Genomic DNA, 22537 nt, shown 5'->3' with positions numbered 1-22537 from the left:
GCTAACCCTTCACTGCACCGGAGGTCAATCCGGCGACGATCCGTCGTTGAAATATGAGCACGAAGATGATGATCGGCACCGTGATGACAATGGCGCCTGCCGCGATCGATCCGGTGGGCTCCTCGAATTGCGAACTGCCGGTGAAGTTCGCGATGGCCACCGGGGCGGTGATGGATCGGTCGGTGGCGGTCAGCGAGATCGCCAGCAGCAGGTCGTTCCACGCGAAGATGAATACCAAGATCGCGGAGGTGACGATGCCGGGCGTGGCCAACGGGGCAATGACCTTCCAGAAGGCCTGCGCCGGAGTGGCGCCGTCCATCTTGGCAGCCTTCTCCAGTTCCCAGGGGATCTCCCGGAAGAAGGCCGACAGGGTGTAGATGGCCAGCGGCAGCGCAAAGGTGATGTACGGGATGATCAATCCCGGCCAGGTGTCGAACAGACCGACGGAGCGCTCGATGTTGAAAATTGGTGTCACCAGCGAGATCTGCGGAAACATCGCAATCAACAGGGCCGCTCCGATGAGCGCCTTCTTTCCTGGGAAATCCAGCCGCGCAACCGCGTAGGCCGCCATGGTGCCCACACTGACGGCGATCACTGTCGCGATGAGCCCGATGCCGATGGAATTGACCAGCGCCGAGGTGAACACGTTGCCGCTGAAGATGCCCCGGTAGTTGTCCAGGGTGATCGGCCACGGAAAGAACTTGCCGTCCTTGACCGACGACGTCGGTTTGAGCGACAGGCTGAGCACCCACAGCACCGGCACCAGTGCATAGCACAGCACCAGCACATCGGCGATCAGCCAGCCGGCGGTACGCGAGGAATCGGGGCGGCTCACCGTCTTGCCTCCTCGCCATCCGTGGTCGGCGCCGAAGCCCCGAAGCCCTTGATGAAGATGACGGCGATGATGGCCACACACAGGAAGATCAGCACGCTGATGGCCGAGCCAAGCCCCACGTTGAAGGCCTTGAACAGATTGTCGTATCCCAAAATCGACACCGATCCCGTGTTGTTGCTGCCACCGGTCAGCACATAGATGTTGTCGAAGATGCGGAAGGCGTCCAAGGTACGGAACAGCAACGCGACCAGGATCGCGGGCTTCATGATCGGCACGGTGACGCGGATCAGCCTGCTCCACCCATTGGCCCCGTCGACCTGGGCGGCCTTGAGCAGATCATCGGGCACCAGCGCCAGACCTGCCAGCAACAGCAATGCCATGAACGGCGTGGTCTTCCACACCTCGGCCAGGATCACCACCGCAAGCGACGGAATCTGTTGCGTCAGTGGCGCGCTGCCCGCGGGCAGCAGATTCGCCAGGTAACCGGTGCCCGGCGTCCACGCGTAGTACCAGCTGTATGACGCTGCCACCGTGACGATGCCGTACGGGATCAGCACCGCCGTGCGCACCACGCCCCGCCCGAAGATGGTCCGGTGCATCACCAACGCCAGGGCCAACCCGAGCACGAGCTCGATGAGCACCGAAATCACCGTGATCACAAGTGTGACGACAAGGGCACTCCACCAATATCTGTCGCTCAGGACGGTGATGTAGTTGTCGAACCACACGAACTTGCGATCCTGCGGACTGGCGAAGCTGTACTTCTGCACGCTCAGCCAGATGGCGTAGCAGATGGGATATGCGGTGACCGCCAACATCAGCAGCGCTGCCGGCGCGATGAGTAGCAGCCCCAGCCGGCGTTCGGCCCTCTTGCCCTCGGAGCTTGTCCTGTCGGTCACGGGATCAGCCCCCGCCCGTCGACGGCCTTCTGCACCTGATCGTTCAGCAGGTCCGCCGTGCGCTCGGGATCGATACCGGTGATCGGCGCCAACACGGCGGAGACCCGCGTCGAGATGGCTTGATAGTAGGGCGAGGCGGGACGCACCGCGGCGTTGGCCAGTTGGTCGCGAATGATCGCGTACGCCGGATATTTCGCCTGGAACTCCGGATCGTCGTACAGAGACGAGTCGACCGCCGGCAAGCCGCCCTCGATGGCTGTCGCCTTCTGGTTCTCCCGGCTGCGCAGACAGTTCAGCGCCTCGAAGGCCTGCGCCTTGTATCGCGTTGTCTTGGCGACCGCGATGTTCAGCCCGCCAATGGTGACCCGGGCCGGCTGGCCGGCCACCACGGAGGGAAATGGCGCGAAACCGAGCGCCGCGCTGGCAGCCTCGTACGCCGCCGCGAACTGCTCCTCGCTCGGCGCGAATCGGCCCGCATCGCCGATCGCGCCGGTCAGGTCCGGCCGCCGGTCCAGTCGCAAGAACGGGACGCCACCCTTGATGGCGTTCTCCATCATGCTGGCCATCACAAATGGCCAATTGATCTCGAATGCCGCCTTGCCCTGCTCGAATGCCAAACGTGCTGTGCCCTCGTCGGTCTGCGTGATCGAGGGATCGGCCCCATCGGCTGTCGCGATCGATTTCATGGTCCGCAAGGCAGTGACCGTGGCCTGCCGGTGCGCCGGGGTGTCCGTCAACGTAACGGTCTTACCGTCACCGGCCAGAACGGAGCCGCCCGCGCTGGACAGCAGTGTGTTGAACAGAACCACCAGACCCTCATACTGCTTGCCCTGCAGAGCAATCCAGCTGGGACCCTCAGACCGCGCGAAATTCTCCGCCTCGCGCACCGTCTGATCCCATGTAGCGGGCGGTTCGGGAACCAGATCCTTGCGGTACCAAAGCAGCTGAGTATTGGTGCTCAACGGGGCGGCGTACAGCTTGCCCTTCCACCGGGCGCTCTCCAGCGGTCCCGCGAGGGCGTCACGCTGCGCGGCGGCCTCGGTCACACCCGCTGGGTCGTCGGAAAGCGGTAGCGCCCAACCAGCTTCGGCGAACTCGGCGGTCCACACCACGTCCATCCCCATCAGGTCCAGGGTCCGGTCGTTGCCGGTCAGCCGGCGCGCGAGCTGCAACCGCTGCTCGTCGGCGCGTTTCGGCAGACTGACCTGCAGAATGGTGAACCGGCCGCCCAGCTCCCTATTGCATCGCTGTGCGGCGGCGGAGAACGTCCCCGCCTCGCTGGCCGGAGTATAGAAGCGGATCACGATCTGGTCGTCGGAGCGGGCACATCCGGTCAGCGAAGCCAGCGTCAGGCAGGTCAGCAGGGACGAGCCCAGCGCCACACCCTTGCGTCGGAACCATCTGGCCGACGACTCCAGCACGACCGCCTCCTGGTCCGTTGACGTGTCTCAAGCACCTCCGCGTGCCCACACGGCGGGTACACCCGTCCCGCGCGGCAACCGTAGAGCGAAAACCAGGTGACATGCAACATGTTCGGTGCGGGCGCTGTCCGCGGTGTCGGGCTCAGCAGCCACCGGAGACAGCACCGGCCAGCGCCATAGGGCGCGAAACAGGCCGGGTCTAGATGGCTAATTTGGCCAACATGTCGCGCGCGGCCTCGGCCTGCGCCGGCTCGCACAGCACGTCGTAACGCCCCGCGACCAGCTGCATCGTCGATGCGAAATCCCTTGTGCCCCTTGTCATGGCATAAGGTACCGCGGCAGTGACCAGTCCGAACACCAGGCCGACAGTCAGCCCTACCACCAAAGATCCGGCCAAATTCGTGCTGAACATTCCCAGCACCAGGCCGATGAACAAACCCAGCCACGCGCCGCTGAGCATGCCCCCACCCAGCACCTTGGGCCAGGACAGGCGACCGGTGACCCGTTCCACCTGCATCAGATTCACCCCGACGATCGTGACGTTCTCGACCGGGAACTGCTCATCGGACAGATAGTCGACGGCGCGCTGGGCCTCCGCGTAGGTCGGATATGAACCGATAGGCCAGCCCTGTGGCGGTGTCGGCAGAGACAATGACGAAGACAGCGGGGAGCGCTGTGACGTCGAGCGTGGTGGTTGCCCGGGTGTGAGCGGTTGTCCCACGAGTACGGTCCTCCTGGAGAGTCGGCGGCGCACGATGGCGCACTAGCTAGCACTTATTTAACGCCCAGGAGCACCAGTTGGTGCCCCTTTGACCGCGACCTGCGACTTTCCGCCCGCAGCGCGGCCCATACCTGCCTCGATACGCTAGGTTTGCGCCATGACTACCCCGGGTCACGAGCCTTCCGGATCAAGCCCTGACGCCTCATCCGGATACGAATACCCGTCCCTGGAGAAGTCCGCGCCGCCGGCCGATCCCGCGGTCGCGGCGAACCCGACCCCCAGCCCCCCACCTGCCTGGGAAGCACCCGGGCAGCCCACCGCCTCTTATCCGGCGTACCCGGCCTCCGCCTACCCGACGGCTCCCCCCGCGTATCCCACCGCGCCCCCGCCGTATCCGACGGCCTCGCAGGCCGCGTATCCGCAATACGGCCAAAGTTATCCGTCGTATCAGCCGGGGCAGCCCGGCACCTATCCACCGCCGGGCTACCCCGTCGCCGGCGGCTATCCCGGATATCCCCCGCCGGGATACGCCGATCCCTACGGATACGGCGCGTACGGGCAGACCGGCGGCACCAATGGGCTGGCCATCGCGTCCCTGATCACCTCGATCGCGGCGATCGTGACCTGCTACCTGGGAATCATCCTCGGCATCGTCGGCGTCATCCTCGGCGTCGTCGCGTTGAATCAGCTCAAGACCAGACAGCAGGACGGCAAGGGCATAGCGATTGCCGGCATCATCCTGGGCGCGGTGATCCCCGTGCTGTGGATATTGGTCCTCATCGTGATAGCCGCGGGGAGCAGCAGCACGTCGGGGTCTTTCTAGCCCGTCGGAGGCTCGTAAGGGGCCGCCTGGCGAGCCATTCCCGCGGCACGTCCCTTGCCCGCGATCACCAGCGCCATCTTGCGGCTGGCCTCGTCGATCATCTCGTCTCCGAGCATTACCGCTCCCCGGGCACCACCGGCGACCGAGGTGTGCCACTCGTAGGCGTCCAGGATCAGCTCGGCCCTGTCGTAGTCGTCTTGCCGCGGGCTGAATATCTCGTTGCCCGCCTCGATCTGTGCGGGGTGTAGCACCCATTTCCCGTCGAAACCGAGTGCGGCCGATCGGGCTGCCGCAGTTCGGAAGGCATCGACGTCACGCACCTTCAAATAGGGACCGTCGATGGCATCGATTCCGTGCGCCCGCGCGGCGACCAGGATGGTCATCAGCACATGGTGATAAGCCTCGCCGTCGTAGCCGGGCGGCTGTTCGCCCACCACCAGCGTGCGCATGCCGAGGCTGGCCATGAAGTCGGCCGGACCGAAGACGAGTGAGCGCATGCGCGGGCTGGCCGATGCGATCGCGTCGATATTGGTGAGCCCCTCGGCGTTCTCGATCTGGGCCTGGATGCCGATGGCACCCACCTGCAGCCCGTGTGATCGCTCCAGCTGGGTGAGCAGCAGATCAAGAGCCGTCACGTGTGAGGCGGCGGTGACCTTGGGTAGCAGGATGTTGTCGATGTTGGCGCCCGCCCGGGAAACAATCTCCACCAGATCGGCGTAGGTCCATTCGGTGGTCCAGTCATTGACGCGCACCGACAGCAGCTGGCCGGACCATCCCGGAGCGTTGAGCGCCTCGGCGATGCGCCGGCGCGCCTCTACCTTGGCGGGTGCGGCGACAGCGTCTTCAAGGTCCAGGAAGACCTCGTCCGCCGGAAGGGTTTTCGCCTTGTCGATCATCTTCTGGCTGCTGCCGGGCACAGCCAGCGTGGTGCGGCGTGGACGGTACGCGGGTGCTGTCACAGATAGTCAGCGTAGGCGCCGCCCTATGCGGTGGCTCGCCTCCCGTACCGCTCCTTGGCCTCGGCCGGCGTGACGGTGACGGGCCGCAGCGGCGCCTTGGCCTTGTGGAAATCGCGCAGTGCGGTGCGCGTCATCGGAAGGCTGCGCCGCAGAATCGTGGTCTCCACCGCCGGAATGCCTGCGATACGCATACCGGCGGACACCAGCGGGCGGTAGGCGGCGTCGACAATGCCCGGCTGATCGAATTGCCCCAGCTCACGCATCCAGCGCGGCAGCGTCGCGATAGTGGCGGGTGCCAGCAGTCGGCTGATCGCCCAGAACTGCATATTGCTGCTGCCCGACCGCGGGGTGCGCAACAGATAGTGCATGGCCCGCTGGGCCCGTTCGGACGTGCACAAGGCGGGCCGCATCCGTGCGAAGTACTGACGGACCTCGTCGCGTGATCGTGGTACCTCGGCGGGATTGACGGTCTGCAATTCGGCGGCGATCACACACTCGGACCAGTAACGGTCCTCCTCGGCCCGGCTCAGCGGTCCCGGGCCGAATACCTCGTAGCACTTGAGCACAGAATGCCAACCGGTGACGTGAATCCACAGCTGAGATGCCGGATCGTTGGCGCTGTAGCGAGTTCCGGTGACCGGATCGATGCCCTTGGACCGTGCGTGCACCTTTTGGAGGTGTTCGGAGGCCTCGACGGCGGTACGCGAATCGGCTGTCGCGACGATCAGGAAGTAGGCGAGGGTCCCGTCCATCCGTCCACGCGGATCCCGATAGATGCCGGCCGCGTCGGCCACCGCGGCGGCCAGGTGCGGTTCGAAATGTTCCAGCACCACCGAGCGCTGGAATCCGATGAGTGCTGTGGGGCTGGTCCACACCTTCCACGTCGGCGAATCGGGCCCGAAGAAGCCATGGTCCTCGCGGGGCCGATCGGAGCCAAGTTCCCAGTGGACGGCGACATCCGGTGCTGCGGTCATGTTGTAACGCTATCAATTGATTATGTTTACGTCTAGATACTGACCGTAAGTCAGCCAATGTCGAGGCCCTTCCGCGCGAGATAGCCACCCGCCCATTTCTGGCAGCGCCATACACCGAACTCGGCGTGCCCGAGCGAGATTGGCCGACCAACCGAAATTCGCTGGGGTTTGCCCATTTTGCAACCCGGCCGTGATCGCGCCGGTATCGTTTCCCCGGTTCACATCGGTCACACCCGTCACGACTACATAGGTCAGAATGAGTGCCGACAGATGGACCCGGACGCACACACAGGGGCCCCGAAACGGGCCCGAAGGAAGGAACCGAGTGGAGCTGCCACATTGGGTTGCGACCTCGGTGAATCATGCGCGTGGCGCGGCATCGCGCATCAGGGGCAACTCGGCCTCCGTGCCGTGGCTGCGGGTCGGTGGGCTCAGCGCCCTGACGGTCGTCGGCTTCGCGGTCGCGGCGAGCAGCGCCCAGGTGAGCGGCCAAGCCGTCGTGCCTGTTCCGGTTCCGATGGTCTCCGCGGCCACCCCGCAGGCCGAGGTCGGTGAACTGAACCTGGTGACCGTGGTGCGTCCCCCCACGCAGTACCGCATCGCCCCGAGCGCCGCGATCGCGCCGCCGCCTCCGGGGATCGTGATGGCCCCTGGTGGCCTTGGCATTCCGAAGATCGCCCTGGAGGCCTATCAGAACGCCGAGAAGATGATGGCCAAGGCCGCACCGGGGTGCGGCGTGAGCTGGAACCTGCTGGCGGGCATCGGCCGGATCGAGTCCGGCCACGCCAACAATGGAGCGACCGACGTGAAGGGCCGTGTAGTCCGGCCCATCTACGGCCCCAGCCTGGACGGCACGCTGCCGGGCAACGAGGTCATCGTGGACCACGAGCAGAGCCGAACCCAGGGTGCTCAGGTCTACGTCCGGGCCATGGGCCCCATGCAGTTTCTGCCGAGCACGTGGAACCACTACGCCTCCGACGGAGACGGTGACGGCAAGGCCGATCCGCAGAACGTATTCGACGCCAGCCTGGCCGCCGCCCGATATTTATGCAGTGGCGGATTGAATTTGCGGGATCGCTCGCAAACGATGTCGGCCATCCTGCGCTACAACAACTCGGTGGCTTATGCGCAGAACGTGCTCGCCTGGGCCGCCGGATACGCCACCGGGGTGCTTCCGCTCAATCTGCCGCCGCTTACCGCCGCCGATGTCGCACCCGAGCGCAAGGCCCATCTGGGCGGCGGCGAGTCCCGCGGACTGGGACCGGGTTCGGTAACCGATGTCGCAGGGCTCTCGCCCAACGATCCGCTGGCCCAGCTGCCCATCGTCAATCCGCTGACTCCGGATCGGGCTGTCATCGCGGCCCTGCCGGGAGCCGTCCCGCCCGCGCCCGAGGCACCCCAGGCACCATGCATGCTCTTCTGCGCCCCGCCGCCACCTCCGGCCGAACCATTCAACCCATTCGCGCCGCAGCCCCCGGCCGAGCCGTTCAACCCGTTCGCCCCCAACCAGGCACCACAGCCGTTCAACCCGTTTGCCCCGCCGCCACCCCCGGTGGAGCTGGGACCGGCGCCCGGACCCGCGCCCGCACCGGCAGCGCCGAGGCCGTAAACGGCACGCCCTAGACTCGGGTAGTGACATCCGAGCTCACCACGGCCGTGCGCAGCGCACTCGCCGGGGTTATCGATCCTGAACTTCGCCGTCCCATCACCGAGTTGGGGATGGTCAAGGACATCACGTTCGACGACGCCCACAACGTCGAGATCGGCATCTACCTCACCACCTCCGGCTGTCCGAAGAAGGCCGAGATCGCCGAGCGGGTGACGCAGGCCGCCGCCGATGTCGATGGCGTAGGCACCGTGCGGGTGCAACTGGACGTCATGAACGACGAACAGCGCACCGAACTGCGTAAGCAACTGCGGGGTGACAGCCCCGAGCCGGTTATCCCATTCGCCCAGCCCGGCTCTCTCACCCGCGTCTACGCAGTGGCCTCCGGTAAGGGCGGCGTCGGAAAGTCCAGCGTCACAGTGAACCTCGCTGCCGCGATGGCCGCCAAGGGTTTGTCCGTCGGGCTGCTCGACGCCGACATCTACGGCCACTCGGTGCCACGCATGATGGGCACCTCCGACCGGCCCACCCAGGTGGAACGGATGATCCTGCCCCCCGTGGCCCACGACGTGAAGGTCATCTCGATCGCCCAGTTCACCCAGGGCAACACCCCGGTGGTGTGGCGCGGGCCCATGCTGCACCGCGCGCTGCAACAGTTCCTGGCCGACGTTTTCTGGGGCGACCTGGATGTGCTGCTGCTGGACCTGCCGCCGGGCACCGGCGACGTCGCGATTTCGGTGGCGCAGCTGATACCCGGTGCGGAGATCCTGGTTGTCACCACCCCGCAGCAAGCCGCCGCCGAGGTGGCTGAGCGCGCGGGCGCGATCGCGACTCAAACTCGTCAACGCATCGTCGGCGTGGTCGAGAACATGTCCTGGCTGGTGCTGCCCGACGGCACTCGCATGGAGGTGTTCGGGTCCGGTGGCGGCGACACTGTCGCCGAAAGCCTGACCAAGGTGGTGGGGACGAAGGTGCCGCTACTCGGCCAAGTTCCGCTGGACCCGGCGGTGCGCGAGGGTGGCGACGACGGCCTGCCGATCGTGCTCAGTCAGCCGGATTCGGCCGCAGGCCAAGCTCTTCGGGCAGTCGCGGACAAGTTGTCGACGCGCAGCCGCGGCCTGGCGGGCATGTCGCTGAACATCGATACGGCACGCCGTAACTGACCCTTCCCGCGCGAGCATGCTCAAATGTGCCTGTTTCGGCGTGAATCGGGCACATTTGAGCATGCTCGCGGACAGGGTGGGGGTGGACGCGGGTTACGTCGCGTCTGCGTCGTAACGCGTCGGCCCGGGCTCCGCGGGCTTGGCGAGTTCGGGGTTGACGATCGGCGTGGGCGCAGGCTCGGTAACCGCCTTCTTCACGTCGTCCAACGGCCGGGTCAGTGAATCGAACACCGAATCATCGCCATCGAGAAGGTGTTTGGTGATGACGGCGCGCGGCGTCATCCCCCGCAGCTTCTGCAGCTCGGCGAGCGGCTTGCGCACATCGTCGAATTCGGGCCCCAACTCCTCGCGTAACGAGGCCGTCGCACCGCTGGCGTAGTCACGCACCTTGCGCAGCGACTCGGTGGTCCACCGAATCGCCCCGGGCAGCCGCTCCGGGCCGAGCACCACGAGCCCCACGATCAGCAGGACCAGCAGCTCTCCCCAGCCGACACTGCCGAACATCAGGAGCCGTCTGGACCGGGCGTGACTTTGAGCTCGACGGGCCGACCCTGACGGAGCACAGTGATGGTGGCTTCCTGCCCGATCTTCAACTGCCGCACCGCGACCACGAACTCGTCGGCGTCGGCCACTGTCCGGTTACCGACCTTGACCACGACATCGTTCTCCAGCATGCCGCCCTTTTCCGCGGGGCTGCCGGCCTTGACGTTGGCCACCTCGGCCCCGGTGGCGGTCGCGTTACTGACCGTACGGCTGCTGATGCCCAGGGTCGCGTGCACGATCTTTCCGTCGCGGATCAACGTCTGCGCGACGTCGGCAGCCTCATTGATGGGGATGGCGAATCCGAGGCCACTTGAGCTGTCGCTCAACGATTTTCCGGCGGTGTTGATCCCGATCACCTGAGACTTCATATCGATGAGCGGACCACCGGAGTTGCCGTGGTTGATGGCGGCGTCGGTCTGGAGCGCATCGATCACGGTGTCGGTGTCGCTACCCTCTCCCGAGAGCGGCACCGGTCGGTGCAGGGCGCTGATGATGCCGCCGGTCACGGTGCTACGCAAACCCAGCGGGGAACCGAACGCGATGACCTCGGCGCCGACGGCGACCTTGTCGGAGTCTCCCAGGCGCGCCACGGTCAGGTTGTCGACGTTGTCGACCTTCAGCACCGCGATGTCCGTCTTCGGATCGCGCCCGACCAGATTGGCGGGCACCTTCTTGCTGTCGTTGAAGATGACCTCGATCTTGAACTTGCCGGGGTTCTTGGCGGCGTCGGAGATCACATGGTTGTTGGTAATGATGTAGCCCTTGGGGTCGATCACGACTCCCGAGCCCTGGGCCACCTCGTCATCCGAACTGGCCTCGATAGTCACCACCGAGCTCTTGACGGCATTGGCCACCGCGGTGAATCGGGACTCGTCGGGCTGGGTGCTGTCATCGGTGGTCAAGGTGACCTTCGACGTGGTGAATGCCTCGACTACCTCGGCCGTCTTGCGCCCGATGATGCCGCCGACCAGACCGATCAGTAGTGCGACCGCGGCAAGAATGGCGAGCGCGGGGATGGACACCCGGCCACCGAAGAGAACATCGCGCACACCCAGCTTCGGGGCCGGTGCACCGGACAACGATACGGGCGCCTTGTTGACGGCGGGCCTGCCCAGCTGGACCTGCGCCGTGGGGTCGCGCCACGGGTCCTCCGCGGCATCCGGTCCTTCGTCGGCGGCGTCGAGCTTGCCGGCGTCGGCAGGGTGGCGTTGAAGCGACGTGGTCACGTTGTCGGGCCGCCCGAAGGCCTGTGCCAACACCGGGTCCGGCGGACCTACTCGCGGTGTGTACTCCCCTTGGTCTCGGTACTTGTCCGCGCCCTGGAACGAACCGGATACCCCCGACGGACGGCCGAAAGCCCGCTGCGAAGCCGGATCGACAGGCGGCCGGTCAACCGGGCGCGGCGCCAACCGGGGGGCGGTGTCCTGATTTGCGGTCACCGGCCCACCCTACCGGCGTTTACGACGTGCGCGGCTATCCGGCCGCACCGCGTCACCACCCAACGCGGGCGGCAGCTCACCCTCGTGTGCCGAGGGCTGCGGCGGCGCAACGTCATGCGGGATGTGCGGAATCTGGCTGAGGAGTCCAAGCAAGGAGCCCGGCACCCGAATGGCTCCGGAGTCGCGCAGCGCGGTGCGCGCCTGGCGCTGTGCGTCGATCTCCAGCGCGCATTCGGCGCACATCGACAAATGGTGCGCTGCCCGCAGGTGCGCACTCATCCGCAGTTCGCCGTCGACGAACGCCGCGATCGCCTCCGTGGACAAATGCTCGGTGGACCCGAACTGGCGCGGCGCGCCCACCGGTGCCCCACTCTGCGAGGCGAACGGGGAGGGCAGTCGCGAGAAAGAGGAGAAACTCGAGAACGCCCTACGGAACGAGCCGCTATCCACCACGGCGACGCTCCCTTCGGTTCGGAATGGCCGGCGGACTCGTACCGGCCTACCTCGAAGATAGCGCGCGAATGTACTCATTGCGTACCAACCTGCACCAATGGTGTCGCGCGCTACTCGGCGGCCGCGAGCGCGGATGCCGAGGAGTGTGCAGCCAGGTACTCCCGGATGGCCTGCCGACCGCGGTGGATACGGCTGCGGACGGTGCCGAGCTTCACATCCAGGGTGGCGCCGATCTCCTCGTAGGACAGACCTTCGATATCGCACAGGACCACGGCGGCACGGAACTCCGGTGCCAATGAATCCAGTGCGGCCTGCAGGTCCGCACCCAGCTGGGCGTCGTGATAGATCTGCTCGGGATCGGGGTCGGTAGCCGGCACCCGGTCGTAGTCCTCGGGCAGCGCTTCCATGCGGATGCGCCCGCGGCGACGAACCATGTCGAGGAACAGGTTGGTGGTGATGCGGTGCAGCCAACCCTCGAAGGTGCCGGGCTGGTAGTTCTGCAACGAGCGGAACACCCTGATGAAGGTTTCCTGTGTCAGGTCCTCGGCATCTTGCTGGCTGCCGGAAAGCCGGTACGCCAGGCGGTACACGCGGTCGGCATGCTCACGAACCAGTTCATCCCAGGACGGCATGGCGGCCTGGTCTCCAGTGGCATCGAATACTGCGGTCCCGGATAGTTCGTCGGCGTTGGCGGCGTCGACGAATTCGGTGTAATCGGGCTCGCTGATACGCGTAAGCGAAATCGCGTGTTCCTCCTGTTCGGTTACGGCTGCCTCGCCCCCAGTGGGGAGACCGTCAGCCTGCTCAACCCAGATGCCATCGGTGTTATTCCCGGATAGACGCGGGTCGCTCGGGCTCTGGTTCAGGATGGATCGCGACATGCACTGACCCTCTACCACCCAGGTGTGGGTCACTTAGGAGCTAACTTAACTCTTCCTGAGAATGCGGTCTCGATCCGATCTCACCAGGCAGTTCCATCCAAGAAACCCGCTCGATCGTGGCGGAGTTCGGCGTGTCGCAGGACAGATTCACTCGCGCTCGACAGGATCGAATCGTGACCAGCAGCGCAGACCGATCCCCCGTCGAGGCGATGGTGAGCCACGCCGAGGGCGCCATCTCCGAAGATGACATCGTCGCCGCCGCCCGGGAACGTGCCGTTGACCTGGGCGCGGGCCCGGTGACACCCGCGGTAGGGGCACTCCTGAGCGTTTTCGCACGCCTGTCCGGCGGCAAGGCCGTCGTCGAAGTCGGCACGGGTGCCGGGGTCAGCGGATTGTGGCTTCTCTCAGGTATGCGCGAGGACGGGGTACTCACCACCATTGACGTGGAGCCCGAACACCAGCGCAGCGCCAAACAGGCATTTTCGGAGGCCTCCATCGCGCCGTCGCGCACGCGATTGATCGGTGGACGCGCCCAGGAGGTGCTGCCCCGGTTGGCCGACGAGTCCTATGACTTGCTGGTCATCGATGCCGCACCCGCCGACCAACCTGATTTCCTGGCCGGAGGCATCCGGCTGCTCCGCCCGGGCGGCGCCGTCGTCATCCACGGGGCATCGGCCGGTGGACGGGCCGGCGACCCCAGCGCCAACGATCCAGACGTGGTCGGTGTCCGCGAGGCCGCTCGTATCATCGCCGACGACGGCAGGTTTACCGCCGTCCTGATTCCGCTGGGCGACGGCCTGCTAGCGGCGACCCGAGACTAACCAGTCCCACCGCCTCCCCGCCGGATGTGAGCTCCGCCGCTCACATCCGGCATTTTTTGTGGCACCGGCTCTCGCTCGAAGCGCGGGGACCTCCTTGACTTCGCATTGAACGCATGTTTAATCTGCTAAACATGCGTTCAGCCGACGACCTCACTGCCGCCGCCCGCATTCGTGACGCTGCGATCAAGTTGTGGGGCGAGCAGGGAAACGGCGCGAGCGTGCGGGCCATCGCCGACGCGGCGGGGGTCAGCCCGGCACTGGTCATCCATCACTACGGGTCCAAGGACGGGCTCCGGCAAGCGGTGGACGACTACCTGCTGGCGTACATCCGCTCGGAGAAATCGCGCACCATCACGTCGAATGACCCCCAAGTCTGGCTGGACGCCATCGACGAAATCGAAACGTTCGCACCGATGGTCAGATATCTGCTGCACAGCGTGCAATCCGGCGGCGAACCGGGCCGCGCCTTCCTGCGCCGTTCGATCGACGATGCTGAGCAGTACCTTGAGGACGGGGTACGTGCCGGCACCATCAAGCCGAGCCGCGATCCCAAGGGTCGCGCCTTGTGGGTCTCACTGAACAGCGTGGGCTCGCTGATCATCTACGTGCAGATGCACGCGAATGAGGACCTGCGAGAAATCTTGCGGCGCTACGCCGATGAACTGATCTTCCCCGCGATCGAGGTCTACACCGAGGGCCTGATGACAGATTCCACCATGCTCGATGCCTTTGCCGTACAACAGGATAAATCTCACAGCAAAGGAGATCCGAAGTGACGTATCCGAATTTGGCGGTCGAAATACGAGGACTGACGAAGCTTTTCGGAAAAACCAAGGCACTCGACGGCCTGGATTTGTCCGTCGCACATGGCGAAGTGGCGGGCTTCCTCGGACCGAACGGCGCCGGCAAGTCCACCACAATCCGGGTACTACTCGGCCTGCTGCGCGCCGATGCCGGCACCGTACAGCTCCTCGGCGGCGACCCCTGGGTCAATGCCGTCGACCTGCACCGACTGATCGCCTACGTACCGGGAGATGTCACCCTGTGGCCCAACCTCACCGGCGGGCAGGCCATCGACTTCCTCACCAGAATGCTTGGTACCGAACATATTTCAATCCGCCGGCGCAATGAACTCATCGAGCGCTTCGAATTGGACCCCACCAAGAAGGCGCGCACATATTCCAAGGGAAATCGTCAGAAGGTGGCGCTGATAGCCGCATTCTGTTCGGACGCCGATCTGTTCATCCTCGACGAACCGACCTCAGGACTGGATCCCCTCATGGAAACGGTCTTTCAAGAGTGCGTGGCCGAGGTATCGACACGCGGATGTGCGGTACTGCTTTCCAGCCACATTCTGGCCGAGGTGGAAAAGCTCTGTCACCGGGTCACCATCGTGCGCGCCGGCCGTACCGTGCTCTCGGGTTCATTGGCCGAGCTACGGCACTTCATGCGGACGTCGGTCACGGTGCGCACCTTGGCCAATCCCTCAGGACTGAAATCGATTCCACAGTTGCGCGACGTCACCATCGGAGGCAACCGCGCATCCTTCACCGTGGATCGCAGCGATCTTGACCGCACGATGGAACAATTGGCCGGTCTCGGGATCGTCGACCTGAGCGTGGCCCCCGCCTCCCTCGAAGAATTGTTCATGCGCGAGTACCAGGGCGCCTCGCGGTGAGCACCGATTTCGCGACACTTCCCATCCACCGGCCTGGTACCGACGGAACACCCCGGCACCCACTGACCGGCATCGGCACATTGATCATGTTGGCCCTACGCCGCGACCGATTCCGGATTTGTATGTGGGTGGGCTGGCTGACGCTCCTGATGACCTACACACCGCTGGCCTTCGAGTCCATGTACCCCACCACCGCCGACCGCATGGCGCGGGTCACGATGATGAAGACACCAGCCGGGATCATCATGAGTGGACCAAGCTTTGGCATCAACGAAACCGATGTCGGCGTCATGGTGGCCAACGAACTCATGACCGTCATGATCGCCGCTGCCGCCATCATGTCCATCCTGACGGTCATCCGCCACACCCGGGCCGAAGAAGAGTCCGGTGCCGCTGAGCTGGTGATGTCGGCGGTGATCGGCCATCAAGCACGCACCTACGCCGCCCTGATCGTGGTGGCTCTGATGAATGCCGTCCTCGCCGTCGCCATGACGGCGGCATTGTCCGCAGCCGACTTCGACTTCATCAACAGCCTCGGCATCAGCCTTGGAATCATCGGAGCCTCCATGGTTTTCGCCGGCCTCGGGGCTGTTACCGCACAGCTGTGGCGAACCGCGCGAGCGGCCAGCGGAGCCGCCATGGCGGCCTTGGCCGCGGCGGTCGTGGTTCGTGGCCTCGGCGACATCATCGACAACAAGGGCAGTGCGCTCAGCTGGTTCTCCCCGTTGGCATGGGCCCAGCAGATGCGCCCCTTCGTCGACCTGCGCTGGTGGCCCTTCCTATTACTGCTGGGCACCACGCTCGCGCTGATGCTGACCGCACACCTGCTGGAAGGACATCGCCAATACGACGCGGGCGTACTACCCTCCCGCGGCGAGAACCCCAACGCTCCCGAGATCAAGACGGTAGTCGGGCTGAACGGGCAACTACAGCGTGGACTGATCACCGGATGGGGATTCGGAGTCTTTCTGGGCGGTATGGCATTCGGTTCGATGGCCAAGAGCCTGCGAGATTCCATCGACACCAACCCCTTACTGGCCCGTGCGTTCACGGCACACGGCCTCGACAGCATTTTCGCCACCTTCAATCAGGTGCTCGCCATCGCGGTCACCGCGTACGCGGTTTCCGCGATCCTGAGGCTTGCCAAGGACGAACAATCGGGTATCACCGAGGCGGTGCTGGCCCGTGCCGTGTCGCGCTGGACCTGGCTGCTGTCCGCGGTGGCGATGACGGCCCTGGGCAGCGCGCTATTGATGACGATCGCCGGTCTCGGCGCGGGACTGGGCGCCGCCAGCACCTTGCACGACCCGGATCTGGTGTGGCGTCTTATTCTTGCCGGTCTTGCTCAGATTCCGGCACTGTTGGTCGTGTGCGGTATCGCGGCTGTCGCGGTCGCCCTGCGGCAGAGCTGGATTGGCTGGGTGGTGGTGGCATTCTCGGTGGGCATGCTCTATGCCGGGATACTGCAGCTGCCCACCTGGATGGTGAAGCTATCGCCGGTGATGCGCGTCAGCGCACCCGTGGAGTATCCATGGCTCACCATGTCACTTCTTATCGTCCTCGGCGCGGGTTTGGCCGCGGCCGCAGGTGCCCTGTATCGCCGGCGCGACGCGATCTGAGAAAGGAACATCCATGAAAACTGGTGCACAAGCCCTGATTTCGGGCCTGACTGGCCTGGCTGTGTTCGGCGCGGCGCTGTTCTGGCCCGCAGGCACATTCCACTACTGGCAGGCATGGGTCTTCCTGGCGATCTTCGTGGTCTGCTCCGGGGTCTCCTCGATCTACTTGGCCAGATCGAATCCCGCAGTGCTGCAACGACGTCTACACGGTGGCCCGATGGCCGAGACGCGCCCGGTGCAGAAGTTCGCGGTCACCCTACTCCTGAGCTCCTTCGTGGCGCTCGTCGTGGTGAGCGCGTTCGATCATCGGTTCGGCTGGTCTCAGGCGCCAACCTGGCTGGTGATCGTCGGTGAAGTGCTGACGATCGGCGGATTGGGGATGGCCACACTCGTAGTGGCCCAGAACAACTATGCCGCGGCCAGCATCACCGTCGAGTCCGGGCAAACCGTCACGGCAACCGGGTTGTACGGACTGGTGCGCCACCCCATGTACACCGGGTCTCTGGTGATGATGGTCGGCATGCCGCTGGCGCTGGGATCGTATTGGGGGCTGCTTGCCACCGTCCCGGCTGCTGCCGCGCTGGTGGTACGCATCATCGACGAAGAGAAGATGTTGCGCCATGATCTGCAGGGCTACGACGAATACACCGAGAAGGTGCGCAGCCGCCTGGTACCGCTGGTGTGGTGAGGGCACCCCTGACATTCACTCGGCTGATGTAGGCCGCCGGAGCCGCTGCTTCCACACGTCAGCAGCCATGGTGATGGATTGGGCCGGAACAATATCGACGCCCAACTGGGGCACCGGCTCGCCTACCACCGACTCAAAGGGAAGATATCCCGTCCATATTCCGGAACGGGCGTCCTCGGTGGGTTGCCCTTCACGTACCTTAACGCTGGACATGTCCAACGGCATCCGCAAGACATACGTGGCGGCCAGTTCCCGCTTCGTCGGCGGCCGCACTTCTGTCCAACGCCCGGGCATAAGGCGCTCGGAGATCACGCGGATGCAATCTTCGCGTTCCCGCTCCGTGACCGGCACCGCTCTACCGAAAACCATTGCACAGCGGTAATTTACCGTTGAATCAAACAATGACTGTGCGTAGACAAGACCATCGAAGATGGAGATCGTGGCCACCAGCTCAACGCCCGCAACGGCCGATCGCGTCAGTCCCGAACCCGAAGACCCATGCATGAGCAGGAACTCGCCGTCCCGTGCGTACGCCATGGGGATGACCATCGGCTTGCCGTCAGGACGGACAAAACCGACATGCGCAATGGTTCCCGCGTCCAGGATCGCGAACAAGTCGGCCCGCTCACGCCGCTGCAGCCACTTATAGCGGTGCACCAAAAGGTCTGGGCTGTCACGCAGTTGATCATCGGTATTCGTCGTGCTCACTGTCATGTGACACATGGTCTCGCGAGGCCGCGGTGAGACGACAGACCACATTCGGTGATTTCAACCAGTCCAGTGCGGTGTGAAATGATACGGGTCACCTGCGGCGGCGAGGTGTTGTCTTGACTCTGAACATCCCGATGAGAGTTGATCGTGCCTCTCGGCTGAGTATTCGCGCGCAGATCGTTCAACAATTGCGCAGTGCGCTGGAATCCGGTGTACTCGGCCCGGGATCGCCCGTGCCATCCAGTCGTGCGGTGGCCTCCGCATTGGGTGTGTCCAGAAGCACCGTAGTGGCGGCGCTGCAGGAACTTGAAGGTGAAGGCTGGATCGAGTCCTCGCAGGGCTCGGGAACCGTCGTCTCCCACCGCCCGCACGCCACGAGCGACGTCGCGCGAGACCCAGCAGGATCCGCGACGATGTCTGATGAAGACATCGAAATCGATATGCGCCCAGGAGATCTCAACCCCGGAGATATCTCGCGGGTCGGATGGCGCGCGGCCTGGCGGTCGATAGAGCCTTCTACCACGCCTCCTCCGCCGCCGGGCAGCGCGGCACTACGTGCGGCATTGTCCACCTACCTACGGTCCTCCCGCGGATTGCCATGCGACCCGTCGCAGATTGTGGTCTGCGCCGGAACTGCCGAAGCCCTGACACTTCTCACACTCGCTTTCCAATGGCGAGAGCGTGCGGTCGCCGTCGAAGACCCCGGCTATCCCGACATACGCCGGACCTTCCAGACGCTCGGGGTGCGGTGGGTACCGGTCGACGTCACCGATGCCGATCAGTTCCTGAGCGGGCTTCAATCCATCGAGAAGCCAATTGAGGCTGCGTATCTGACACCTAGCCATCAGTACCCGCTAGGCCATCGAATCAGTCCCGGTGTACGCGGCGATATCTTGCGCTGGGCACGTGACGCGGGAGTGATCCTGGTGGAGGATGACTACGACAGCGAGTTCCGGTTCGGGGTAGCCCCGCTGCCCAGCCTGGCCGGTCTGGACACCACCGCGAGCACGATCTATCTGGGCACGATGTCGAAGGTCCTCGATCCGGGCCTGCGGCTCAGTTATCTACGCGTACCAACGCATCTGCTGCAGCCTGTCCTTGATACCCGCGACGCACTGGGCGCAACCGTTTCCGCTCCCGTGCAACAAGCCGTCACCCACCTGCTCACCAGCGGTGAGCTCGCGCGGCACATCGCCCGTGTCCGCAAGCTGTACCAAGACCGCCGCGCCACCATGTTGCAGTCCCTGGAAAAAATCGCCGCCGTCACTCACGTCACCGGAACCGAGGCCGGCCTGCACGTCTTGGCATCACTGCGCCAAGGCATTTCAGCATCAGCGGCCGTGGAACAGGCCCGATCCCATCGGTATGCACATCACCGACCTCGACGACTACCGGGCCCGTCCCGACCCGTCGAATCCCGGGCTGGTCCTCGGATACGGACAGCTCAAACCGGCCACAATCCGGCACGCGGTCAACCGACTGGCCACCCTGCCCGCATTACAGGAGGCCGACGGCCGGTAACGGGGGACAGGGCTCAGATCCAGACGCCCTTACCGACGGCGACCACGCCGCCCGCGCTGACGTTGAAGCGTTCCCGGTCGCGCTCGATATCGACGCCAACCTGTTCGCCCACACCGACTACCACGTTCTTGTCCAGAATCGCGTGCCGCACCACGGCGCCGCGCCCCACCCGCACGCCGGGCATCAGCACACTGCCCTCGACGACGGCGCCGTCGTCGATCACGACGTTGGAGGACAGCACCGAATTACGCACCGACGCAGCAGACACGATGCTGCCGGCCCCCACCACCGACTCTTGCGCCGATCCCCCGTTGACGAACTTGGCGGGCGCCAGGTTCTCCGATTCACCGCGGATCGGCCAGCGCCGGTTGTACAGATTGAACACCGGATGCACCGACACCAGATCCATGTGCGCGTCATAGAACGCGTCCAGGGTTCCGACATCGCGCCAGTAGGCGTGATCACGCTCGGTGGCTCCGGGGACCAGGTTGGTGTTGAAGTCGTAGACTGCCGCGCGGCCGTCGGCCACCAGCCGGGGAATGATGTCACCGCCCATGTCGTGGTCGGAATGGTCGTCATCGGCATCCGCGCGGATCACGTCGATGAGTTCCTTGGTGGTGAAGATGTAGTTCCCCATCGAGACGAAGGCCGCATCGGGATCGTCCGGAGTACCGGGAGGATTCGCCGGCTTCTCCACGAACTCGCGAATGCGCCCAGTGTCGTCGGCATCGATGCATCCGAACGCACTCGCCTCGGTGCGGGGCACCCGGATGCCCGCGACGGTCACCGCTGCTCCACTTTCTATGTGAAAGTCCAGCATCTGCTCGGGGTCCATCCGGTACACGTGGTCGGCACCGAACACCACGATGTACTCGGGATCCTCGTCGAAGATCAGATTGAGCGACTGATGGATGGCATCGGCGCTACCGGTGTACCAGCGCGGGCCGAGTCGCTGTTGAGCGGGCACCGGGGTGATGTACTCCCCCGCCAGACCCGACAGACGCCAGTTCTGCGAGATGTGCCGGTCCAGTGAATGCGATTTGTATTGGGTGAGAACGCAAATACGCAGGAACCGCGCGTTGACCAGGTTGCTCAGCACGAAGTCGATGAGGCGATACGCGCCACCGAAGGGCACCGCCGGTTTCGCTCGATCGGCAGTCAACGGGTAGAGCCGCTTGCCTTCACCGCCGGCAAGCACGATCCCCAGAACGTGTGGCGATGCCCTCATAGCAATCAACCTATCGGCAGTCGGCAGAAGCGGCCAGCGCTACACCCTGTGGCGGGCCGGCGATGAGCCGCTTGCGTGAAGAGCCAGAGGCAGCGGCCGTCGGAGCCACCTACTACGGTCGTGGCTATGACGCGGGTGGCCATGATGACGCGGGAGTATCCACCCGAGGTGTACGGCGGGGCGGGTGTCCATGTCACCGAGCTGGTTGCACAGCTGCGCACACTGTGCGATGTCGACGTGCACTGTATGGGCGCGCCCCGCGACAACGCGTTCGTGCATCGGCCCGACCCCGCGCTGGACGGCGCCAACCCCGCCCTGACCACCCTGTCCGCCGATCTGGTGATGGCCGCCGCGGCCGCCGGCTCGACCGTGGTGCATTCGCATACCTGGTACACGGGAATGGCCGGTCATCTGGCCAAGCTGCTGCACGGCATCCCGCACGTCGTGACCGCACATTCCCTGGAGCCACGCCGCCCATGGAAGGCCGAACAGCTCGGCGGCGGATACCGGGTGTCGTCGTGGGTGGAACACACCGCCATACACGCCGCTGATGCCGTCATCGCGGTCAGCGGCGGGATGCGCGATGACATCATCGCGACCTATCCCGGCCTCGACCCCGACCGGATTCATGTGGTGCGCAATGGGATCGACACCACCTCGTGGTACCCGGTGGATCCGGAGGAGGCGTTCGCCCAACCCGGATCGGTGCTTGCCGGGCTCGGCGTGGACCTGACTCGTCCGATTGTGGCGTTCGTCGGGCGGATCACCCGGCAGAAGGGGCTGGCGCACCTGGTGGCCGCGGCGCACCGTTTCTCGCCCGAGGTGCAACTGATCCTGTGCGCGGGCGAGCCCGATACCCCCGAAATCGCCGAGCAGATCACCGGAGCCGTCACCGAGTTGGCCGCGGCCCGGCCCGGCGTTCACTGGATACGGGAGTTTCTGCCCACGCCCAAGCTGCGGGAGGTGCTTTCTGCGGCGACGGTTTTTGTGTGCCCGTCGATCTACGAACCGTTGGGCATCGTGAACCTGGAAGCCATGGCGTGTGGCACCGCGGTGGTGGCATCGCGCGTCGGCGGAATCCCCGAAGTGGTTGCCGACGGGGTCACCGGAACACTGGTGGCGTACGAGAGCAGCGAAGCTGCCGCGTTCGAGGCGGGGCTCGCCGATGCGGTCAACGCACTGGTCGCGGACCCGGCCCGGGCCACTGCGTACGGCAACGCCGGCAGAGCACGGTGTATCGAAGAGTTCTCGTGGGCGCACATCGCAGAGATGACGCTGCAGATCTACCAAAAAGTCTGCAGCTAGCGCCCGGAGAGCTGTGGGCCCTAGCTGGTGACGTTCTTGAGTTCGTCGCCGAGCGCGGCAGCCTCATCAGGGGTCAGCTCGACCACCAAGCGACCGCCACCTTCCAGTGGCACGCGCATGACGATTCCACGCCCCTCTTTCGTAGCCTCGAGAGGACCGTCGCCTGTTCGGGGCTTCATGGCCGCCATCGTGTGCTCCCTCCAAATTCCAGCCAAGGGTGTTCGGCATCTCCGACCATTGTTCCCTATC

Annotated in this window: 22 protein-coding genes and 2 pseudogenes; 11 read left to right on the top strand and 13 right to left on the bottom strand. The window is 65.0% G+C overall.

What is annotated here, in order from left to right; genetic code table 11:
* Position 1 precedes the first annotated feature (1 nt).
* The 4 genes from MAB_RS07085 to MAB_RS07070 all read right to left on the bottom strand — a co-directional run bounded on the left by MAB_RS07085 (position 2) and on the right by MAB_RS07070 (position 3876).
* Positions 2-835 (bottom strand): carbohydrate ABC transporter permease, encoded by an 834-nt coding sequence (locus MAB_RS07085; RefSeq protein WP_005059671.1) that lies wholly within the window; start codon positions 833-835, stop codon positions 2-4.
* On the bottom strand, positions 832-1734 hold the full coding sequence (locus MAB_RS07080; protein WP_005074284.1) for a carbohydrate ABC transporter permease: 903 nt from the start codon (positions 1732-1734) through the stop codon (positions 832-834). Before MAB_RS07080 ends, MAB_RS07085 begins: the two co-directional genes overlap by 4 nt.
* Entirely contained in the window at positions 1731-3155 is a 1425-nt protein-coding gene (locus MAB_RS07075; RefSeq protein WP_005110091.1) for an ABC transporter substrate-binding protein, read from the bottom strand. Before MAB_RS07075 ends, MAB_RS07080 begins: the two co-directional genes overlap by 4 nt.
* A 199-nt stretch (positions 3156-3354) precedes the next feature.
* Positions 3355-3876, bottom strand: coding sequence for a YflT domain-containing protein (locus MAB_RS07070; protein ID WP_005110090.1), 522 nt, complete (start codon positions 3874-3876; stop codon positions 3355-3357).
* A gap of 157 nt (positions 3877-4033) precedes the next feature.
* Here MAB_RS07070 and MAB_RS07065 point away from each other — a divergent pair, with 157 nt between their 5' ends.
* Positions 4034-4699, top strand: a complete 666-nt coding sequence (locus tag MAB_RS07065) for a DUF4190 domain-containing protein (RefSeq protein ID WP_005110089.1) — start codon at positions 4034-4036, stop codon at positions 4697-4699.
* Here the strand turns inward: MAB_RS07065 and MAB_RS07060 are convergent.
* Both MAB_RS07060 and MAB_RS07055 read right to left on the bottom strand, forming a co-directional pair.
* Positions 4696-5658: an HpcH/HpaI aldolase/citrate lyase family protein gene (locus MAB_RS07060; RefSeq protein ID WP_005110088.1), complete on the bottom strand. Its 963-nt coding sequence runs from the start codon at positions 5656-5658 to the stop codon at positions 4696-4698. The genes MAB_RS07065 and MAB_RS07060 overlap by 4 nt on opposite strands.
* A 23-nt stretch (positions 5659-5681) precedes the next feature.
* Positions 5682-6632, bottom strand: a complete 951-nt coding sequence (locus tag MAB_RS07055; protein ID WP_005110087.1) for an oxygenase MpaB family protein — start codon at positions 6630-6632, stop codon at positions 5682-5684.
* 325 nt (positions 6633-6957) lie between these two features.
* On the opposite strand from MAB_RS07055, the gene MAB_RS07050 reads away from it, so the two are divergent.
* Positions 6958-8241, top strand: coding sequence for a lytic transglycosylase domain-containing protein (locus MAB_RS07050; protein WP_005110086.1), 1284 nt, complete (start codon positions 6958-6960; stop codon positions 8239-8241).
* 23 nt (positions 8242-8264) lie between these two features.
* On the top strand, positions 8265-9401 hold the full coding sequence (locus MAB_RS07045) for an Mrp/NBP35 family ATP-binding protein (RefSeq protein ID WP_005074275.1): 1137 nt from the start codon (positions 8265-8267) through the stop codon (positions 9399-9401).
* Between the two features lie 93 nt (positions 9402-9494).
* On the opposite strand, the gene tatB is transcribed toward MAB_RS07045, so the two are convergent.
* The 4 genes and pseudogenes from tatB to sigE all read right to left on the bottom strand — a co-directional run.
* On the bottom strand, positions 9495-9905 hold the full coding sequence (gene tatB / locus MAB_RS07040; RefSeq protein WP_005059662.1) for a Sec-independent protein translocase protein TatB: 411 nt from the start codon (positions 9903-9905) through the stop codon (positions 9495-9497).
* Positions 9905-11383, bottom strand: a complete 1479-nt coding sequence (gene htrA / locus MAB_RS07035) for a serine protease HtrA (protein WP_005110085.1) — start codon at positions 11381-11383, stop codon at positions 9905-9907. The genes tatB and htrA overlap by 1 nt, the downstream gene beginning before the upstream one ends.
* 9 nt (positions 11384-11392) lie before the next feature.
* Complete coding sequence (rseA, locus tag MAB_RS07030) at positions 11393-11836, bottom strand: anti-sigma E factor RseA (RefSeq protein ID WP_005088067.1); 444 nt, start codon at positions 11834-11836, stop codon at positions 11393-11395.
* A 110-nt stretch (positions 11837-11946) separates the two neighbouring features.
* Positions 11947-12543: pseudogene (gene sigE, locus MAB_RS07025) on the bottom strand (RNA polymerase sigma factor SigE); the annotation flags it as partial.
* 290 nt (positions 12544-12833) lie between these two features.
* Between sigE and MAB_RS07020 the strand changes: the two are divergent.
* The 5 genes from MAB_RS07020 to MAB_RS07000 all read left to right on the top strand — a co-directional run bounded on the left by MAB_RS07020 (position 12834) and on the right by MAB_RS07000 (position 17523).
* Complete coding sequence (locus tag MAB_RS07020) at positions 12834-13538, top strand: O-methyltransferase (RefSeq protein WP_005084486.1); 705 nt, start codon at positions 12834-12836, stop codon at positions 13536-13538.
* A 131-nt stretch (positions 13539-13669) separates the two neighbouring features.
* The gene (locus tag MAB_RS07015; protein ID WP_005097973.1) at positions 13670-14314 is read left to right on the top strand and encodes a TetR/AcrR family transcriptional regulator; all 645 of its coding nucleotides are present in this window, start codon (positions 13670-13672) and stop codon (positions 14312-14314) included.
* On the top strand, positions 14311-15216 hold the full coding sequence (locus tag MAB_RS07010; protein ID WP_005110083.1) for an ABC transporter ATP-binding protein: 906 nt from the start codon (positions 14311-14313) through the stop codon (positions 15214-15216). The genes MAB_RS07015 and MAB_RS07010 overlap by 4 nt, the downstream gene beginning before the upstream one ends.
* Positions 15213-16835, top strand: coding sequence for an ABC transporter permease (locus MAB_RS07005; RefSeq protein ID WP_005110082.1), 1623 nt, complete (start codon positions 15213-15215; stop codon positions 16833-16835). Before MAB_RS07010 ends, MAB_RS07005 begins: the two co-directional genes overlap by 4 nt.
* Before the next feature lie 13 nt (positions 16836-16848).
* Positions 16849-17523, top strand: coding sequence for a methyltransferase family protein (locus MAB_RS07000; protein ID WP_005122144.1), 675 nt, complete (start codon positions 16849-16851; stop codon positions 17521-17523).
* Positions 17524-17538: 15 nt separating this feature from the next.
* Here MAB_RS07000 and MAB_RS06995 read toward each other — a convergent pair whose 3' ends face one another.
* On the bottom strand, positions 17539-18237 hold the full coding sequence (locus MAB_RS06995; RefSeq protein WP_005084476.1) for a pyridoxamine 5'-phosphate oxidase family protein: 699 nt from the start codon (positions 18235-18237) through the stop codon (positions 17539-17541).
* 131 nt (positions 18238-18368) lie between these two features.
* Here MAB_RS06995 and pdxR point away from each other — a divergent pair.
* A pseudogene (pdxR, locus tag MAB_RS06990) lies at positions 18369-19538 on the top strand (MocR-like pyridoxine biosynthesis transcription factor PdxR); the annotation flags it as partial.
* Positions 19539-19599: 61 nt separating this feature from the next.
* Positions 19600-19755, top strand: a complete 156-nt coding sequence (locus MAB_RS25145; protein WP_005110078.1) for a hypothetical protein — start codon at positions 19600-19602, stop codon at positions 19753-19755.
* A 13-nt stretch (positions 19756-19768) separates the two neighbouring features.
* Here MAB_RS25145 and glgC read toward each other — a convergent pair whose 3' ends face one another.
* Entirely contained in the window at positions 19769-20983 is a 1215-nt protein-coding gene (gene glgC, locus MAB_RS06985) for a glucose-1-phosphate adenylyltransferase (RefSeq protein WP_005059650.1), read from the bottom strand.
* A gap of 126 nt (positions 20984-21109) precedes the next feature.
* On the opposite strand from glgC, the gene glgA reads away from it, so the two are divergent.
* A complete protein-coding gene (glgA, locus tag MAB_RS06980; RefSeq protein WP_005133762.1) occupies positions 21110-22288 on the top strand; it encodes a glycogen synthase in 1179 nt (392 codons plus the stop codon).
* Between the two features lie 20 nt (positions 22289-22308).
* Here the strand turns inward: glgA and MAB_RS06975 are convergent, their stop codons facing one another.
* Positions 22309-22476 (bottom strand): DUF3117 domain-containing protein, encoded by a 168-nt coding sequence (locus tag MAB_RS06975; protein ID WP_005059648.1) that lies wholly within the window; start codon positions 22474-22476, stop codon positions 22309-22311.
* Between the last annotated feature and the right edge of the window lie 61 nt (positions 22477-22537).

The sequence above is a fragment of the Mycobacteroides abscessus ATCC 19977 genome (assembly GCF_000069185.1).
In the GTDB taxonomy this organism is placed as follows: Bacteria; Actinomycetota; Actinomycetes; order Mycobacteriales; family Mycobacteriaceae; genus Mycobacterium; species Mycobacterium abscessus.
This window is presented reverse-complemented; position numbering and strand designations above follow the sequence as displayed.

Coding starts and splice junctions, on each gene's coding strand:
- MAB_RS07000 (WP_005122144.1), top strand. CDS start 16,849: ATGAAAACTGGTGCACAAGCCCTGATTTCGGGCCTGACTGGCCTGGCT.
- MAB_RS07015 (WP_005097973.1), top strand. CDS start 13,670: ATGCGTTCAGCCGACGACCTCACTGCCGCCGCCCGCATTCGTGACGCT.
- tatB (WP_005059662.1), bottom strand. CDS start 9,905: ATGTTCGGCAGTGTCGGCTGGGGAGAGCTGCTGGTCCTGCTGATCGTG.
- MAB_RS07065 (WP_005110089.1), top strand. CDS start 4,034: ATGACTACCCCGGGTCACGAGCCTTCCGGATCAAGCCCTGACGCCTCA.
- MAB_RS25145 (WP_005110078.1), top strand. CDS start 19,600: ATGCACATCACCGACCTCGACGACTACCGGGCCCGTCCCGACCCGTCG.
- glgC (WP_005059650.1), bottom strand. CDS start 20,983: ATGAGGGCATCGCCACACGTTCTGGGGATCGTGCTTGCCGGCGGTGAA.
- MAB_RS06995 (WP_005084476.1), bottom strand. CDS start 18,237: ATGACAGTGAGCACGACGAATACCGATGATCAACTGCGTGACAGCCCA.
- MAB_RS07055 (WP_005110087.1), bottom strand. CDS start 6,632: ATGACCGCAGCACCGGATGTCGCCGTCCACTGGGAACTTGGCTCCGAT.
- glgA (WP_005133762.1), top strand. CDS start 21,110: ATGACGCGGGTGGCCATGATGACGCGGGAGTATCCACCCGAGGTGTAC.
- MAB_RS06975 (WP_005059648.1), bottom strand. CDS start 22,476: ATGGCGGCCATGAAGCCCCGAACAGGCGACGGTCCTCTCGAGGCTACG.